At 66.2% G+C, this 15,550-nt stretch carries 26 protein-coding genes; 2 read left to right on the forward strand and 24 right to left on the reverse strand.

Features of this window, described 5'->3' with window-relative positions; all coding sequences use genetic code 11:
* Positions 1-49 precede the first annotated feature (49 nt).
* On the forward strand, positions 50-1,060 hold the full coding sequence (locus tag MYCSM_RS33400; protein WP_015297954.1) for an immunity 63 family protein: 1,011 nt from the start codon (positions 50-52) through the stop codon (positions 1,058-1,060).
* A 124-nt stretch (positions 1,061-1,184) separates the two neighbouring features.
* On the opposite strand, the gene MYCSM_RS33405 is transcribed toward MYCSM_RS33400, so the two are convergent.
* The 22 genes from MYCSM_RS33405 to MYCSM_RS33490 form a co-directional block, all read right to left on the reverse strand.
* A complete protein-coding gene (locus MYCSM_RS33405) occupies positions 1,185-1,772 on the reverse strand; it encodes a hypothetical protein (RefSeq protein ID WP_015297955.1) in 588 nt (195 codons plus the stop codon).
* Positions 1,773-2,005: 233 nt separating this feature from the next.
* Positions 2,006-2,227, reverse strand: a complete 222-nt coding sequence (locus tag MYCSM_RS33410; RefSeq protein ID WP_157681611.1) for a hypothetical protein — start codon at positions 2,225-2,227, stop codon at positions 2,006-2,008.
* 447 nt (positions 2,228-2,674) lie between these two features.
* Positions 2,675-3,208 (reverse strand): hypothetical protein, encoded by a 534-nt coding sequence (locus MYCSM_RS33415; RefSeq protein ID WP_015297957.1) that lies wholly within the window; start codon positions 3,206-3,208, stop codon positions 2,675-2,677.
* Between the two features lie 80 nt (positions 3,209-3,288).
* Complete coding sequence (gene rnhA / locus MYCSM_RS33420; protein WP_232425896.1) at positions 3,289-3,804, reverse strand: ribonuclease HI; 516 nt, start codon at positions 3,802-3,804, stop codon at positions 3,289-3,291.
* Between the two features lie 11 nt (positions 3,805-3,815).
* A complete protein-coding gene (locus MYCSM_RS37955) occupies positions 3,816-4,097 on the reverse strand; it encodes a hypothetical protein (protein ID WP_015297959.1) in 282 nt (93 codons plus the stop codon).
* A gap of 390 nt (positions 4,098-4,487) precedes the next feature.
* The gene (locus tag MYCSM_RS37585; protein ID WP_157681612.1) at positions 4,488-4,778 is read right to left on the reverse strand and encodes a hypothetical protein; all 291 of its coding nucleotides are present in this window, start codon (positions 4,776-4,778) and stop codon (positions 4,488-4,490) included.
* Positions 4,779-4,926: 148 nt separating this feature from the next.
* Positions 4,927-5,541 (reverse strand): hypothetical protein, encoded by a 615-nt coding sequence (locus MYCSM_RS33430; RefSeq protein WP_157681613.1) that lies wholly within the window; start codon positions 5,539-5,541, stop codon positions 4,927-4,929.
* A 31-nt stretch (positions 5,542-5,572) separates the two neighbouring features.
* A complete protein-coding gene (locus MYCSM_RS37590) occupies positions 5,573-5,743 on the reverse strand; it encodes a hypothetical protein (protein WP_015297963.1) in 171 nt (56 codons plus the stop codon).
* Positions 5,744-6,012: 269 nt separating this feature from the next.
* Complete coding sequence (locus tag MYCSM_RS33435) at positions 6,013-6,219, reverse strand: hypothetical protein (protein ID WP_015297964.1); 207 nt, start codon at positions 6,217-6,219, stop codon at positions 6,013-6,015.
* A 106-nt stretch (positions 6,220-6,325) separates the two neighbouring features.
* Entirely contained in the window at positions 6,326-6,475 is a 150-nt protein-coding gene (locus MYCSM_RS37595) for a hypothetical protein (RefSeq protein WP_015297965.1), read from the reverse strand.
* 219 nt (positions 6,476-6,694) lie between these two features.
* A complete protein-coding gene (locus MYCSM_RS33440; RefSeq protein ID WP_015297966.1) occupies positions 6,695-7,171 on the reverse strand; it encodes a hypothetical protein in 477 nt (158 codons plus the stop codon).
* Positions 7,172-7,189: 18 nt separating this feature from the next.
* Positions 7,190-7,342, reverse strand: a complete 153-nt coding sequence (locus MYCSM_RS37600; RefSeq protein ID WP_015297967.1) for a hypothetical protein — start codon at positions 7,340-7,342, stop codon at positions 7,190-7,192.
* A gap of 2 nt (positions 7,343-7,344) precedes the next feature.
* Complete coding sequence (locus tag MYCSM_RS33445; protein WP_157681614.1) at positions 7,345-7,638, reverse strand: hypothetical protein; 294 nt, start codon at positions 7,636-7,638, stop codon at positions 7,345-7,347.
* A gap of 14 nt (positions 7,639-7,652) precedes the next feature.
* Complete coding sequence (locus MYCSM_RS33450; RefSeq protein WP_015297969.1) at positions 7,653-8,402, reverse strand: DNA-methyltransferase; 750 nt, start codon at positions 8,400-8,402, stop codon at positions 7,653-7,655.
* A gap of 28 nt (positions 8,403-8,430) precedes the next feature.
* Positions 8,431-9,369 (reverse strand): DNA-binding protein WhiA, encoded by a 939-nt coding sequence (gene whiA, locus MYCSM_RS33455; RefSeq protein ID WP_015297970.1) that lies wholly within the window; start codon positions 9,367-9,369, stop codon positions 8,431-8,433.
* Between the two features lie 220 nt (positions 9,370-9,589).
* Positions 9,590-9,736, reverse strand: coding sequence for a hypothetical protein (locus MYCSM_RS33460; RefSeq protein WP_157681615.1), 147 nt, complete (start codon positions 9,734-9,736; stop codon positions 9,590-9,592).
* Between the two features lie 38 nt (positions 9,737-9,774).
* Entirely contained in the window at positions 9,775-10,335 is a 561-nt protein-coding gene (locus tag MYCSM_RS33465; RefSeq protein ID WP_015297972.1) for a hypothetical protein, read from the reverse strand.
* A 10-nt stretch (positions 10,336-10,345) separates the two neighbouring features.
* The gene (locus tag MYCSM_RS33470) at positions 10,346-10,630 is read right to left on the reverse strand and encodes a hypothetical protein (protein WP_041316096.1); all 285 of its coding nucleotides are present in this window, start codon (positions 10,628-10,630) and stop codon (positions 10,346-10,348) included.
* Between the two features lie 58 nt (positions 10,631-10,688).
* On the reverse strand, positions 10,689-11,084 hold the full coding sequence (locus MYCSM_RS33475) for a hypothetical protein (protein WP_015297974.1): 396 nt from the start codon (positions 11,082-11,084) through the stop codon (positions 10,689-10,691).
* A 150-nt stretch (positions 11,085-11,234) separates the two neighbouring features.
* Positions 11,235-11,429, reverse strand: a complete 195-nt coding sequence (locus tag MYCSM_RS33480; protein ID WP_015297975.1) for a hypothetical protein — start codon at positions 11,427-11,429, stop codon at positions 11,235-11,237.
* Between the two features lie 30 nt (positions 11,430-11,459).
* Positions 11,460-11,729: a hypothetical protein gene (locus tag MYCSM_RS33485; RefSeq protein ID WP_015297976.1), complete on the reverse strand. Its 270-nt coding sequence runs from the start codon at positions 11,727-11,729 to the stop codon at positions 11,460-11,462.
* Between the two features lie 101 nt (positions 11,730-11,830).
* The gene (locus MYCSM_RS33490; RefSeq protein WP_015297977.1) at positions 11,831-12,142 is read right to left on the reverse strand and encodes a PE domain-containing protein; all 312 of its coding nucleotides are present in this window, start codon (positions 12,140-12,142) and stop codon (positions 11,831-11,833) included.
* Positions 12,143-12,244: 102 nt separating this feature from the next.
* On the opposite strand from MYCSM_RS33490, the gene MYCSM_RS33495 reads away from it, so the two are divergent.
* A complete protein-coding gene (locus MYCSM_RS33495; RefSeq protein ID WP_232425894.1) occupies positions 12,245-13,249 on the forward strand; it encodes an ATP-dependent DNA ligase in 1,005 nt (334 codons plus the stop codon).
* Positions 13,250-13,309: 60 nt separating this feature from the next.
* Here MYCSM_RS33495 and MYCSM_RS33500 read toward each other — a convergent pair whose 3' ends face one another.
* Together MYCSM_RS33500 and MYCSM_RS33505 are read right to left on the reverse strand one after the other, a co-directional pair.
* Entirely contained in the window at positions 13,310-13,654 is a 345-nt protein-coding gene (locus MYCSM_RS33500) for a hypothetical protein (protein ID WP_041316101.1), read from the reverse strand.
* A 58-nt stretch (positions 13,655-13,712) separates the two neighbouring features.
* Entirely contained in the window at positions 13,713-15,542 is a 1,830-nt protein-coding gene (locus tag MYCSM_RS33505; RefSeq protein WP_015297980.1) for a TNT domain-containing protein, read from the reverse strand.
* Between the last annotated feature and the right edge of the window lie 8 nt (positions 15,543-15,550).

Consider the following 15,550-nt stretch of genomic DNA (forward strand, 5'->3'; position numbering starts at 1 on the left):
ATAAGCACCTCAGCAAGGTCGATCAGCCCGGGGGAAGGAGTACAGGAGCATGGAGGATCCTGCGACGTTGCAGTTCGTGATCCGTGAGGTCACCGCGGCGAATGCCGTGCAGGTCGATGAGGTAGTCGGCACCGAGGCCGCGGTTGTGACTGCTATGCCCACGACCGACGGGCACACCGTGTACTGCGCTCAGCTGGCGCAACCAATCACGCATCAGATCGACCCTGCCCAGCGCGACCGCTACGACCCGGCCTACCTCACCGAGGATCACACGGGCACCTTCGCTTGGGCCTACTTCGTCACGGTCCACCCCCACCAACCGGGAGCGCTTTACCCCGGCGCCATCGACGTCGCCGCCGACCTGGCATTCGTCATCGACCTCACCCTCAGCGCTGATGCGTACTTCGACCCGAACAAGGTCGAGTGGGCCGCCACCGTCATCATCGACACCGCCCCCGCGGAGACCGGCCCCGCGCAGACCGCACCCGCCGCACCGCCCGCCGCCGCCGACCAGCACTGGCCGCCGCCGGCCGCCACCGACCCGCCGGCACAGGTTCCGCTCGGGCCGGCGCCGTCGCAGATGCTCCAGCACAGCGATCACACGGTGTCATCCCCGCAGTTCGCCCACGCACTTGACGCCGCCATATCGACCGCGGCCACCCTGACGGGGACACCCATCGACAGCATCCCGCGACCGCAGGAAGTGAAGCCGCGCAAACACTCTCGCCACCGCGGCGCTGGACCGTCTTACAGCATCGGCGCCGAGTTCCGCTACCACACAGCCGATCCCATCAAGGGTGTGATCTGGAAGTCGACGACCGACCCCGAGGAGGCCTTGTACTGGGTCGTCGACGACGTCACCAGGTCCCTCGCCATGGCGTGGGCCCATCGCACCCCCGCCGCTGCCACCATGAACGACCGCCAACTGCAATGGACGGTCGCCGTCCCGTTCTGGCACACCTTGATGACCGCCCTCGATCCGCGGTGGGAGGCCAAGACTCGGGCCCGCATCGCCGAACTGCGCAACCACGCCGGGCTCGGCGGCCCACAGCGGCGATAGCAGCTGGCTGGGCTCCCGTCGGCGCCCCGCGTACACACGAGGGCCATCCCCCCACGTCCCGACCTGTCGGAGTGTTCAACTGGGCATCAGCACCAGTTGAACATTCGCGCCTGCAACAGGACGCTCAGAGCGCCGCCACCGCTGCCGACGGCGGCGCACTCCACGCCCGCAAAGCGTGCACGTGCCGCGCCACGACCACAATCGCCGCGGGCGCACCGGGCGTCCCCTGCTGCTGCTCAACCGACGATAGGCATGAGCTGGCGTGTGTAAGCATCGCGACGACGTCGTGAAGCCCCGTATGCGTTCGCAGCGACCCGGGAAACGCCGGCGACGCCGGCGACGGTTGAAAGGGATCGTCAGGGACGAAGGGGCCGCACGCACTCATCATGTCCACGAAGGTGGCGACTTCGGTCAAGCACATCGCCAACCAGTGCGCGAAGTAGAAACCTTCCACTCGGCGATCACGGTCTACAGGTTCGCCGCAGTCCTTCGCGGCGGCCTCCAGCAGCGACGCGGCCTCGCCGACGTAGCTCGCGCAGCTGGCCACCGTCGCGTAACCCGGTGACTCCGCGAACTTCCGCCAGCTTTGTGCATCCGGTGTTGATGCGGTGTAGGCGTCGGTGTACCGAAGCCCCGGGTAGCGCTTCTGAAGGCGACGCGCGTCGGCCTTGCGCGCATTGTGTCGGCGTCGCGTGTCTTGGTCGTCACTCATCGTCGGATCCCGTCGCACTCAGTGCTGCACCGGGCGCCCCACACACCCACGGCGGCAGAGCAGCAGGTCGGAATAACTGGTTTCACTTCCGCACCGCCCGCGTGGGCGTTCCCCCATGACGTCGGTGGCGGTGTGGGGCCGCCACCGGGAGGTCCGCCGAACGGACGGCGGTGCGTTCAGGATAGTCCGCCCAGCGAGGCGACGCACAGGTCCTCCGCAGCGACGCGCAGTGGCTACGCACCGACCACGTTGGTGACGATCGACCAGAAGTCTGGGTCTGCAGTGGTCACCACCTGCCCACCCTCGACGCTCCACGTGTCCAGCGGCGCATCGGCGATCAGAGCATCGGTGATCTCCCAGCAGGTCTTGTCGTCGTAGGTGACACCTACACGCGCGGCGACATAACCCAACCGGATGTCCATGCGCGTCAGCGGACGCGGATGCTGAACTGTCACAGTGCGACAACACCTTTCATCGTTTCCCACCTCTGGTGGTGGCGAAGATCCGCCTGGGATGTGACCGGCGCGGCCACATCAAGCCCACCCTGGTCACGACTTACCACGGTTCCGCAACCGGCGGGCCCCGACGATGGCCAGGACGACGATCACCGCGACGATGATGAAAAGTGCTGGGGCCAAACGAAACAAAGAGTGAGCTACGTCGCTTCCAGTTCGCCAGGCGAAGCCCCGAAGCAGTGTGTCGATAAACGATCCGCGACCGACGTGGGAACCGTGATGCGACCCGCCGAGGGAAAGCTGCCCAAAAGAAGTACTCATGGGCGCCATGGTGCCCTGGGCCCACAGCTAGCAGGGCTCACCGACGCGTTAGCGCCCGCCCTTTTCCTCCCCGGCATCCCCCGGGGTCGGTGGGCGCCGCACCCGCGGTCGGCCACTCCGTCAGCGTCACTGCTGTCGTGGGTCGCCGGCCACCAGCCACGGGCCGGGAAGGTCGTGTCCGGTGATGGGCCCACCAGCTGGGGCCGCGGGGTGCACGTCAGAAGCCCAATCCTCGTCGCGGAGGTGTACCCACGCCTCGGCGTCCCCGGTCCGACGATGGATCGCGCCGTTGCTGATCGGTCCCCGGCAATGAAGGCAGATGTCGTGGGTGATCAACTCGGCCCCGGGCCCGAACAGTGCTCGGCGCGCACGCGTGAATCGTGTCGCGTGCCGCACCGGCGGAGCGGCCTCGGAGAGCCAGTCCTTGGCAGCCTCGAAGCAACCGGTGATCACGTCCAGGTGCTCGGCGTCAGGTGCTGTACGTACCGCCCGCACGATGCGGTTGGCGTCGGCGCGCACGTCCACCTCCACGCGACCCCGCGTAAACAGGTAGCCAACCGCGGAGACATGGAACAGTCGCAGCGGCATGGTGTCCCACCCGTGTGATTGCGCGGTCCTGTCCAGCTCACGCAGTCGATTCGGGATTGGCGATGCACTCATGGAGCTCCTCTAATCTGACAACCGTTACCTGGCAGCTGTTTTCGCGGAACAGACTCGGTCCACCGTCGTCGCTGAATGGCTTACCTGCCGGTGTCTCGACGCACACCCCGGTGACCACGCCGTGCCGCGCCTGGCGGTCGGCGGGACCCCTCGCTCGTCTGCCGTCTCGAGCCGCCGTGTTCGATCGCCCCGCGGGTCGCGAGGGCGTCGGCCAGTTCGTTGCCCTCATGCCCCGCATGGCCCTTGATCCACCGCCAGTCAACCGTGAGAGTGGTTGCCGCAGCGTCCAATCGCTGCCACAGATCAGCGTTCTTCACAGGCTGACGCGCCGCGGTACGCCAGCCGTTGCGTTTCCAGCCGGCGATCCAACTGGTGATGCCACTGCGCACGTACTGACTGTCCGTCCACAGCTGCACGGGCAAACCCGAGGTGATCGCCTCCAACGCCATGATGGCCGCCGTCAGCTCCATGCGGTTGTTGGTCGTCGCCGGCTCCCCACCGTAGAGCTGCGTTTCCTCACCGTCGATGAAGCGCACCACCGCGCCCCAACCACCCGGTCCTGGATTGCCGTGGCAGGCGCCGTCGGTGTAGACGATGATGGAGTCGTTCACGATGCCTCTCGCTTGTAGACATCGCCCTCGACGTACTCGATGCTGCTGCCATCGACACCAGACACCGCCGTCCAGTGGTAGTCCGACTCGATGTGGCTCACCCGCCATATGCTTCGATCGAGCGCTTCAACGAGCTGGTTGTCCCCACCCGATCCGGCGAAGAACGCGTCCCCCGAACTCGTTTCATGCCAACGGTTCAGCGCGACGATCAGCTCGTCGGCTGTCCGCGCGACACGCGCATCGGATAACGCCTTGTCAACTCGCTCCCAAAACCCCATGCGCCTCTCCTGGGTAACTGTCGCCCGTCACAACGGGACCGGCCAACGACTCGCCTCTTAGCGCAGAACCGGATTCGGCCCCCGCTGCCTGAAACGTCATGGTCTCTGACCAACCGGCCGGGACGGTGCAACCTGGCGTGTCGCGAGGGACTTTCTCGGCCGAGCAGAAGAACCGATCGAGTTGGTCCATCAATGTCCTCGCCATATCCACTGCGCCCCTCTGCTTTACCAGCACGGAGCCGCTTGGGTCATCATCAGGAGACAGGCGCCACCCATGGGGATCCCGCCGGCCAGGGACGGCCTACTGCAGCGACGACAACGGAGCGAGTAGTAGAAGTCCGAATCTTCCGCGCCGAGTGCACGGTCTGTCGCCGATCCACCTAAGCAGGACTACGTTCTATTGATCCGGCCCAACTCAGCTGGATTCCGCACACTCAGGAGATCGAGCGCTTTCCGATGGAGAGGAGAACCATCGGCCGCGCGGGTCTTCACGTGACGCCAAACATCAGCATCACTGTCGAACGGGTACGGGATCGGCGCATTCTCAACTTCATCGGGACAGTCAAACCGCTGCAACTGCATGTCCCCATGATCCGAACCAGAACACTCAAATAGGTCCCAACCTTCGCGCGACGCCGCAGCACTATCCTCATCCGACCAATCCGCCTGTACATCCGTCATGCTCTCAATTCTCCCAGCGCAGTAGGACATCTCTGGCGTGCCTATCCAGACCGCACGCGCGAACTTACGCATCGTCGTAGATCGTGGTACCTGAGTCACTGGCGTCTCATTGGCCGACGACGCCACCCCAGGGCGACACGTTGCCCGATCACCGACTTCGCGTTGATGCGCCTGCGATGCCGTGCTGCTTGCGCACCCGTCTCCCCTCCCGGGTGAAGTACTCCAGGTTCGCGAAGGGCAACGGCGCTGTGGGGTCGGCCATGACGCTGGCGGTTCGCTCATCGACCTGCTCGCAGAACAGGCGCAGCATCGTCCGCTCGACGGTCTTCACCGCGCCACACAGCGCGAAGTGCACCCAGAGCTGATCGAGCCCGCCCAAGCATTTCAGCGGCCAACCGCCTGCGTGAGGCTTGGCTGCACCGAGCGGCGTTCGGTGGTACTGGCCGACGCGCGCAGATAACGACGAACCGGCCAGGCCGATGTACAGGACGGGCTCGCCTGCCGGGCGCATCGCTTCCAGGCGCCGCATGAGTGCGGACGCGGCAGGTTGGATACCGTCGAGGCGCAATCGCGGGCAGTTCGTGAGCAGCTCACCAACCGCGGCCGGCGACACGCCTACCCGTTGCGCAGGTTCGCTGTCCGCGTCGTCTGGATCCCGATTGGCGGAGACGAGGTAGACGCCCGGCCCGCTCGCTGGCACCGGCGCACCCCAGGGCACGGACCCCTCCCAGCGCACATCGGCAGCATTCAGGAGACTTCGCACGGTCGCAACCACGGTTGTCGTCTCGCTCGGATCAGCCGTACACCTCGGGCAATGACTGAAAGGGGGACGAGGGCGGCCCCTCGATGGGGCCTCTCAACTCCATCGGCTGACTGGGCAGCTGGCTGATCTGGACCGGCAGCCGCTGCGGCGAACCCACGAACTCGAAGGCGTGGACGTGGTCGTCTCGCGCATCATCACCCATTCGTTCACCTGCCATCCGCCTCGATTAATCCGGTCTGACTCTCCCACACCTGTACATAGAGGGCCAGCGACTCACGCGCGCTCGCGGAACCATCTTCGGTCAGGTTGCAGAGTGTCCGGCGCACAGCCAGTAGGGCTGCGGCCAAGGCTTGCGGCGGCGGTGATCAACGTGAGGGAAGACGATGGCCACACCCGGTTGATCGCAGTCACGGCAACGGTGTTCGGTGCCCGCGAATCGGGCGCGTGCGTCAATGACCGTCATGCCGCTCCTTATGCGAGCCTGGGTCGGGCCGCTCCGTCGAGACCATCCGGCATCGGCTCGTGTTTCATGGCGGGCTGTCCGATCACTTTCTTGACACAGAACCCGAGGATGTCGTCCCGGTCATCGGGTATCCAGTCCCCGGCGGGCGTTTGCGCAATGGACTTGCCGCAGTTGCGACACGTAGCCACCATGCGCACCGTCTCTGATTCCCTCACCTGCTCTCCTTTCGCCGATAAGCGTTGCGGCGCTTCGCCTCAGATAGTCGCCGCATGGGTGATTCGTAAGCATGACCGCATCGTTCACACCACCCGTGCTTCATCGTCACCACGTGTATCTTTCCGCTTCCCAGCTGCATTCCGGCCCGTTAGTACCGGATACATAACCCTGCTGAATCAGCAGGGAGACAGAATCGACGTAGGCAGTCACCTCGGCCTTCGGCGTGCCGTCGGGGAGATTGATCGTGATCTTCATCGTCTAGCCCTTCGTACTCTGCGCTGGACGAGCTGCCGAATGGCTTCTGCTCGTTTGGGTCTGCCCGCGCGCTTGGCGTACGCGGGCTGCGGCCACGGCTTGCGCCGCCGGTGATCGACGCGCGCAAGGACGAAGGTCACCACTGGTCGCGTGCAATTGCGGCACGGGTTTTCGGTGTTCTTGATAACCCGGCCGCACACGTCGATGACTATCATTCGGTCACCCCTCAAGTCTGAGGAACATGGCCGCCCGGTCCTGGGCCACTTCGATTAGCGCGGGTATCCGAGCATGGGCGCTTCTCGCGTAGACGTGCAACGCGCCGGCGAGTTCGTATAGAAGCTCGGAGTCGGTGAGACGCAGCGGGTCCGTCTCCGATTGGCGCTCCCCGCTCTGCGGGCTTGACGTCAAGCAGGCGTGGATGTCGTCCAACCGGACGACGGCTGTTTCGATCACGCTGCCGTCGTCCTGTTCGACCTCGAACACGTCGAAGGGTTGTGCGCACACCTCGCCCAAGGCGCCCAGCTTGGCCACCGCGGACATACGTGCGTCGAAATGCTCGGTGGCGCGAACACGCTCGGCCTCGAGTTCGGATTCGAGGAGCTCGACCATGTCGAGCAGTTCACCGTGCAAGCCGTCGAAGACACCGTATTCGCGGCAATACCGTGCACGTTCCGTCAGATCACCCAGGTTGCTCATGGTGTCTCTCAGTCGATTTCAGTTGTTGGGGATCGTGGGATAGGTCCACACGGCGATGGCATCGAGCAGGCGTTGATTCGCAGCGAGCAGCACGTGCGCGGTCTGTCGTAGCCGTTCGTTCTCGGCCGCCAGCTCGTCGCAGTGAGTACACGTCTGCTCGCGATTGGTCATCGTCATTCCTCCAGGTGCGCAGGTATCAGCACGGAGTGGGTTCCATCGGCGCGGACGCCAACCCACTTCGTATCCGGCGGTGATTGGCGACTCTGCGGCGCACACCGCCGGCAGACGATCTCGGCGTCCGTCGTGGAAAGGTCGTAGTCGTAGTAATCGTCGTTGAGCTGAATTCGGTGATCGCAGGCTGCGAAGCACCCCTCGTTGTTGTCGGGCCGGTGCAATCTGGTCTGCGCCGACGGATAGACGTCCCCGTTCGCATCGCAGATGCGGTAGAAGGAGGTGCAGCGATCCATGCTGGCGAGAATCATCAGGTCGCCAGTTCCAGTGTCACGTGCGAAAGCCGTTCCGCCGCAGCCTCACACTGCGACTCGCGGAGCTCTACGCCGATCGCTCGGCGACCCGTCTGTCTCGCGGCCACCAGCGTCGACGCGGAGCCTGCGAACGGGTCGACGACCAATCCGCCAGGCGGACATCCGTAGCCGATGAGCGGATCGAGAAGGGCAACGGGCTTCTCTGTCTCGTTGATCGCGCGCCCATGCATCGACCGGCTGTAGATGACGGAGCGCATCAGGCGCGGCCCGCCGTCGTGGGATTCGTACGCAGAGGTGTTGACGTTGCCCGTGTGCGGCGGCCTGGTCTTCCTGCGTACCTGGCGGGCGGTCTCGTCGGCTGTCGTTGGGGTCTGGTGGTGGATTTCCGACCACGCGGCATCGGTTCGGTACCAGTGCAGTGCGTGCTCGTGTACCCGTTTGAACCGATCGGCGGCGAAGCCGCTGCCGTTGTGCTTCTCCCAGACGACGTCTTGCGACATGCGCCAGCCCGTGAACTCGTCTCGTCGGTCGAGGAACATCCGCATCGATCCGAAGCACCAGAGCGACTTGCCGAACGGACGCAACGCCATCGGCCAGCCAGTAGGCCAGCTGTCCCAGCTGAGCGAGGTCTCACCGTAGGGAGGATCGGCGATCAGCAAATCGGCCGTCACGCCGAGCGCGGGCAGCACGTCTCGGAAGTCGCCGTGGTACAGCGCGACCCGCTCATCCTCGTAGTACGGAATCATCGCGGACCCAAACTCATGAGACAGCGCATCAGGCCGGCTTGCTCGTCGAGCGCCTGTCGGCCAGTCGGATCAGGCGACGGATTCTGCCGGCGATCGCGTCCTTGGTCGTGGGTGGGTCGGCCAGTTGCGCGAGCTGTTCGAGGGAGACGAGGCGATGTTCGATGCGCAGCCGCCCGGCCTGCACCAGCTGGGCTGGCGCGTCATCGCCGAGCACCGTCAGAGCACGTTCGACCTCGGCGGCAGTCGCCGCCGCAGCTGCCTCTGAGCGCAGACGGTTCGCGCTACCGAACTGCCGTGCCGCCCCCGACGCGGCGTTCTGCGCCCTGCGCGAGCGACGGTCCTCCCACGCGGCCAGTGTGGCGGACGCCCCGAACGACGCCAGCAACGCGGCGATGTCTTCCTCCTCACGGACAACGACGCTGATTCCCTCCGTGCGACTGTCGTGAGTCTTGGCCCGGACTCCCAATCGGCGCGCGGCGCCGACCAGGGCGACCGCGGTCTCGATACCGGGACAACGCACCTGCACGCCTCCACTGCTGCGCCTGTCGGATATCAGCTGTCCGGAGCCGAGAAAGGCGCCACGCCAGAGTGATTCGACGCGTGCCACGTTTCCGCCGAGCAGATGGGCGGGTAGTCCGCTGACCAGTTCGCCCTCAGGGGTGAGCAGCCCGGTGTGGGCGGCCAGCTTCGAGACGTCGTGATCGACACGCACCACGTACCCGGAGGCGGCGCCTGGTGCTGGGTGGTGGTGCACCGTGGCGCGGTAGCCATAGAGCTCCGACAGGCTGCGCTGCACGCGGCGTGCGGTGAGGTCCAGGTCCACCTGGGCGGAAAGGGACACCCGCGATCCCGTGAGGCGGACACCGTCGACGAACCTCAAGAGCGCTGCCAGTTCGGCGACCCGTGTCTCAGGCGACTTGAACACCAGACGGCACAGCTCGCGCTTCGCTTCCGTTGTGAAGTCCACTGATTGGGTCCGATCTGTCAGTTCGTGGTTCTGTGCAGCGAACGGTAACTGTTGGGGTCGACTCAACTCGGTAGCCGACGCGTAACCAGACGGTTTTTCTGAAAGGCCCCGTCCGGGGTTTGTCAGCTACACCGCAGGCGGCCATGCGAACGTTCGGCGCGCCGGCGCGTGCCGCCCGCTTTCGTCCTGCAGTAGTGCAGTGGCATTGGCCCAGCCGGGGTCAGAGGTAGATCCCGTAGTCCTTGGCCGCGGGGTCGCCGGAGTGCGCGCGCTCGGCGATCGCATCGGCGACGGCGAGCAGGCGGTCGTGTTTGGTGTCGTCGATGTAGGTGCCGATGTTCCGTACGAGCCGGTCATGCTCGGTCACCAGGTCACTCGTTGACATCATGTGTGGCTCAGCGGGTTTCACCTGCGGGCAGCCTTTACCGGTGTTGATTGGTCGGCGAGGCGCCACAGTCCGTTGGCGAGGTTCTCGGAGGCTCTGTCGACGGCCCAGAGGGCGCACTCACTGCACTGACCCGTGTTGTCGTCGTACGTGTGGGCCCAACTGCACGGTCCGGTGAGGCCCGCACACGCCGCGTACTCGGTACATCCGCAGCCCCGGCAGATCCTCGGGTAGGTCCATTCGATGCGGGTGATCTCGCTGCTTGGTTGCACTCCGCGGTGGGTGTTGCAGAAGAATTCGACGAACGCCGCCGGCGTCCACTCCGCAAACCCTTCGGCTGCGACGTCTGCTGGGGAGATCGTTTCGAGCGGTTCTCGTCGTACGTCGACGACGTCGACGATGGTGATCAGCTCGCGGTCTGCGCGACGGACGCCGCGGTACTTGGGGCACAGTGCCAACTGGTTCCCTGGCTGCAGGCGCAGCCACCCATCGCGTCTGGTCTGGGTCTTGATGCGATCGCGTACCGCTTGCGTGGTGAGGGCCACGGACATCCACCGCACTGGGGCGTGTGTGTCTGGCATGCCGGCGCTCCTATCGTTGGCTGTGGTCACCGGCGAGGTGCCGACGCCAGGTGGTTTCGAACTCCGCCAGTGCTTCGGCTTTCGCTTCGCTCAGGTAGTGCGCGTATTCCTCGGGGTGTGCCTCTTTGAGCCGGGCCATCGCTCGTCCTGCGCACGGCGATACCGCGTTGTGCCGCAACACCGTACGCCGAACCCCGCAGCTGCACCGTGCCCGTGGTGAGTCCACTTCAACGGACGCGTCGTCGCGATCGAGATCGACGATCGCGTGTCCGGGGTCGTTGCTGGAGGTCGTCATGTCTACATCGCGGAGGGAGTGTTGGCAGCGGAAGGCGAGTGCCATCGACTGCATGTGCTCAGTCGGCCAGCCCGAGTGTCCGGGGTCCGACGGGGCGTTCGGTTTTCTTGCTTGCTGTCACTGCAGCCCGGGCGGCTGCCTTGCGGACAGCGATGCTGTACCCGCGACGCGTCGCTCGATCTTCGGCCCCGATGGGCAGGGCGGCCAATGCCTGAACCTGCGGGTCGACCGGGCGACCCGACTTTTTGCTCGCGGTCACCGCGGCCCGGGCGGCCAGCTTGCGGACTGCCGTGCTGTTCTCGCCGCGCGGCGTTCCTTCTCCCGGTGTGATGGGCAAGGTGGCTAGTGCCTTTACCCGCGGGGCGACGGGGCGGCCCGATTTCTCGCTGAATGCCACTGCGACCCTGGCGGCGAGTTTGCGGATGAGGAGGATCTGAGCTGGTCTCTGTGTCATGGGTTTTCCCTTTCCGACGGTGGGCCGTCGCACCGGTGAAGTGTGTTGCGGGTGGCGCTTTGGGTGGACGCTAGCTGCGCTGTGCCCACGAAATATGGATCAACGCGTTTGGGTGGGAGCTTTGTTCGCCGCTGGTGTCGCTGGTGGGCGTCAGCCGCCGAAGTGCATCGACCAGTAGACCTGTTGGGGGTGGGCGTCATGGCTGACCGTCGTTGTTTGGTCGGTGATGTCGACGGGGTCTCCGCCGGCTTCTCGGACTGCGGTGGCCGCGAGTTCCAGCATGGTGGCGATCGCCTCTGCGTCGTCGTATCCCGTTGTGCTAGCGTTGATTTCGAGGTTGGTCACAGGCGGATCCTCCTGGGTTGGTGGTGCCAGTTAGTTCGCGTTGGCGCGCCAGGCGGTGCAGTAGGCGTACTGCCGCCCGTCGAGCGGGTGCGTGTCCGGTTCGTCGCCGGAGCGACACAAAGCCGCCAGCGGGTAGCCGTTGTCGACGACGGTCAAGTCGGGTCGCCACGTGCGGCGGGCAAGTTCCTGAGCCTGGTCCAGCAGCTGCGGCCATTCGTCTTTGAGTCCGGTCACCGACAAGGTCTGCGGGTGGTGGGCCGAGTGCAGTTGCACCTCGATCGGGTAGTTGTGTTCTGACATGTGTCGCTCCGGTCGGGGTGCTCGCGAGGTGTTGGGGTGCACGGCGGTGGGCGGCCAGGCGCCGCCCTTGATCGCTGGCAGTCCTTTTGGATGTCGTGCGGTCAGAAGGTGAATCGGGCGTGGGCCGAGGCGATGGCGGCTTCCTGGTTGTCGGCCACGGCCTGGAGACGCCGCGCGAAGTCCTCGATCGACTCGGGTGCCACCGCGGCGTTCGCCTCGAATGTGTCCGCGGCGTTTCCCAACGCCGCCTGCGTCTCGCTGACCCGGTCGGCGGCCAGCTCACGCAGCTGAGCTACCACGTCGGCGACCACGGAGTCCCTCGTCCCGGGATCGGAGCGCAGCTGCGCCGCCAGAGTCATCAGCTTGTCTGCACCGCGACGCAGCGCGTCGGGGTCGAAAACGATCATTCCCATGACCCCTACCTATCAACCGGCTGTCCAGAGCAAGCGGACCGACGCGTTTCGGACCGCACTATTCGCCGCCGAGGCCCATCGATGGCGGCGTACCGTCGTGTCGTGGCCGTTCATGCCGCCGGGGCGCGCCACGGGTCGCCAGAACCCATGCTGGCCACGTTGCGGCCTGTGCCGGCCAGCGGCGACGGCGTAGCTGTGGAGTGGAAATATGACGGCCAGCGCACGGCGGTGGTTGTCGACCCCACGGGCACCTGGATCGTGTCGCGTAACGGCGTCGACGTGTCGCGCACGTTCCCTGAGCTGGCGGCGATAGGAGACGAGTTCGGTGGGCGCCGCGTCATCCTCGACGGGGAGATCGTTGCCGTCGATGCGCAGGGCCGGCCGTCGTTCACCCGGCTGCAGCGTCGATGGCCGCAGCACCGCCGCCCGACCCCGACCCTGCTGCGCGAAGTTCCCGTTCGCGTGCTCGCCTTCGACATCGTCGCCCTCGGCAACCGATCCTTGACCGGCCTGCCCTATTGCGAGCGACGCGACATCCTCGCCGAGTTGACCGACGGTCTCACGTCGCCTGTTCTGACCGTTCCGCAGTCTTTCTCGGACGTGTCGCCGGCAGACATGCTGCAGATAGCGGGCCAGCACGGCATGGAGGGTGTCGTCGTCAAACGCGTTGACTCGCCGTATGTTTCGGGTCGTACGACGTTGTGGACCAAGCACCCGGTGCGGTCGACCGCGCAGCTGCTCATCGTCGCGTTCTGGCATGCGGGCGGGCCCGGCGGCGCCCGCAGCGTGGGCTCTGTGCTCTTGGCTGGTCACAACGCTGCCGGGGACCTGGTGGTAGTCGGCCAGGTGGGCACCGGGTTCAGCGCGTCGACGCGTCGGCACCTGTTCGAGCTGCTCGACCCGATACGCCGCACGGATCCGCCGGTCGTATCCGCGCCGGAGGTCCCGGGCGCTGTGTGGGTCCAGGCCGAAACCGTCGGGGAGGTCGCCTACCGCGAGTATGTCGCTGGGCGGTGGCTGCGCCACACGAGCTGGAAGGGTCTGAGGGACGCCGTCGACCCGGCGACGGTTGCCGTACCACCTGTAACCGCGCCCCTCGATCCGTGAGGGGGCAACCCGCCGTCGCCGCCGGCATGACAGCGCATCGTCGGCAGCGCGGCCACCGATTCAGAGCGCTTCGCCGATATCGGGAAGCAGGTTGAGGTCGTCTGGCCGCGCCACGCCCGGTTCCCATTGGCGGAACTTGGCGGCCAGCTCGCGCACGCGTCGTTTCGCCCACTCCGGACTCAGGGCACTGAGAGCGTCGTACTCGTAACGGAACCGGTCCTTGCGGTCGGAGATGTAGGAGGCCTTGTCGGTGACGATGCTCTGGGCGTACCAGTACAGGACGTCGTCGAGCGTGCCGGCATGGTCGAACGCCAGCTGGCCGCGTTCGTAGAACGCGAAGTGGTAGGTGCCGCTGTCGTCGACGAAGACGTTGAGGCCGTCGTTGGTTCGCATTCCGACGGGCATGGGAGTGGTACCCAGCCGCGCTGCAAGGCGGTCGATCTCGGTTTGCAATTCGGCGGATCTAGCGTCCAAGGGGTGGTCCGGCACGTTCGATGATTCCCTTCTCGAGTAGGTCGTTCACCGAGATCCTCGTCCCTTCGGGACCGACGACCATGTATTGAAGCGCTCCGGGGGAAGGTGTCTGTCCGAACCACGGTTGCACCGGCCCTTCGACGATGCGCCAGCCCGGGGGCATGGGTGCGCCGGTGACCATGTAGCGGCTGTACTGGCCGCCGACGGTCTCGGGGGTGATCGCCCGGTCGCTGTAGGGGGTGCCATCCGGCGAGAGGTACTGCCCGTACTCGGATCCGAATCTGTCGATGATCGTGCCTTCCGGTAGTTGGGCGGGTTGGGGAACGTAGCCGGGTGGGAACCCGTCGTTGTCGGGCCAGTTCCGTGCCCCCGGTGTTCCGAAGAGGTTTTGGAAATCCTGTGCGGGCATGCCGCCCATCGGGTCCCAGCCGCGCATGACGGCAAGGGGCGCCCCGCCCTCGGTGACCAGTTCGGCGGGTAAGCCCGCGCGGACGGCAGCGCCTTCGCCACCGAACGGCGCGGTCGCCGCGGCGGCGGTCAGGTCGAACGTCTTCTCTCCAGCGAAATAGGCCGCGCTGGGCGAATCGAGCGCATGCTGGACCTGCCCGACCGCGGTGCCCACCGGGTTGGTCACCGCCTGGTTGACGCCCTGTGCCACGTTCTTCCAGGATTCCAGGACACCGGGAGCCCCGGGCCCGCCCTGGCCCAAGAGGTTCTTGATGCTCTGCTCGGAGTTGCGCCACGCGTCACCAAATCCCTCGCCGAACCCAGGTGCCGGCATGCGGGCCGGCTCCGGCGGGCGATAGAACGGGTTGACACCCTGTGCCTCCGCCTGGGCGACCATCTGCGACAGCCGCGACTCGATCTGGTCGGCCGGTACACCCTGACTGGCCAGAAGCGGCCGCGCCGCGGCCTTGAACGCCTCAACGTCCTTGGCCGGTATCACCATTGGCGTCGCGTGGTCGGGCACCGGAGCGCCGGCCAGCTGGTCGAGCGCACCAGAGAGGTTGGCTGGTTGACCGCCAGGATTGCCGGCCGCTGCCTCCGGCACGTGCGCGCCGGCGACCTGATCGAGCGCACCCGACAGATCGGCCGGTTGACCGCCCGGCCTGACCTTCGGGTCCGGCGCGCCAGGACCGAGGAGGAGGTCCTGCAGATCCGCAGGTTGGTCCGGCCCGCCAGCTGGGCCGCCGGCTGGCAGCAGCATGTCGGTCAAGGAGCGCGGTGCATCCCCCGGTTGGTCGGCCCCAGTGACGGCTTGCACCACCGATTCCGCGGACGGCACCCCACGAGCAGCCAGGTCCCGCTCGGCATCGGTGACCGACTCCTGACCCGAAGCCACCTTGATCGCAGTCGCCAATTCCTGGTCGGCGGCAACGGCTTTGAGCATCATCCGGTGAATCCGGTCGCGCACCTCGCGTTGGGCGCCCTGACGGTCCCTGAGCTGATCCTGCGTCAATCCGGCCAGCGCGAAAGTCACAGCACCGGTGGCCAAGTCGATGTCGAGGTGCTTCTCGGCCGCGTAATGGGTGATGTCCTCCCATTCCCGCTTCACCGCCGCAACCTGTTCCTCGGCTGCGGCCGCCGCTCGCGCGACCAGCTCGCACTCCCGCGCGTGCGTCCGAAGGTCCAGCGCCACCTTTCCAGCCCCGGCACGGGCCGCGTCAGCGGCCGCGCTGTCCCAGGGGACGGCGTTCATGACGGCGGTCAGCGTGTCGGCAGCCTCATGAGCTGCCGCCCCGTGCTCGGACGCTGCGCGGAACATGTCCCGGATGGACGACGGCTCCCACCGCTGCACATCCTCCAAGGTGATCCCCACCGGTCAAT

It is taken from the genome of Mycobacterium sp. JS623 (genome assembly GCF_000328565.1).
GTDB lineage: Bacteria > Actinomycetota > Actinomycetes > Mycobacteriales > Mycobacteriaceae > Mycobacterium.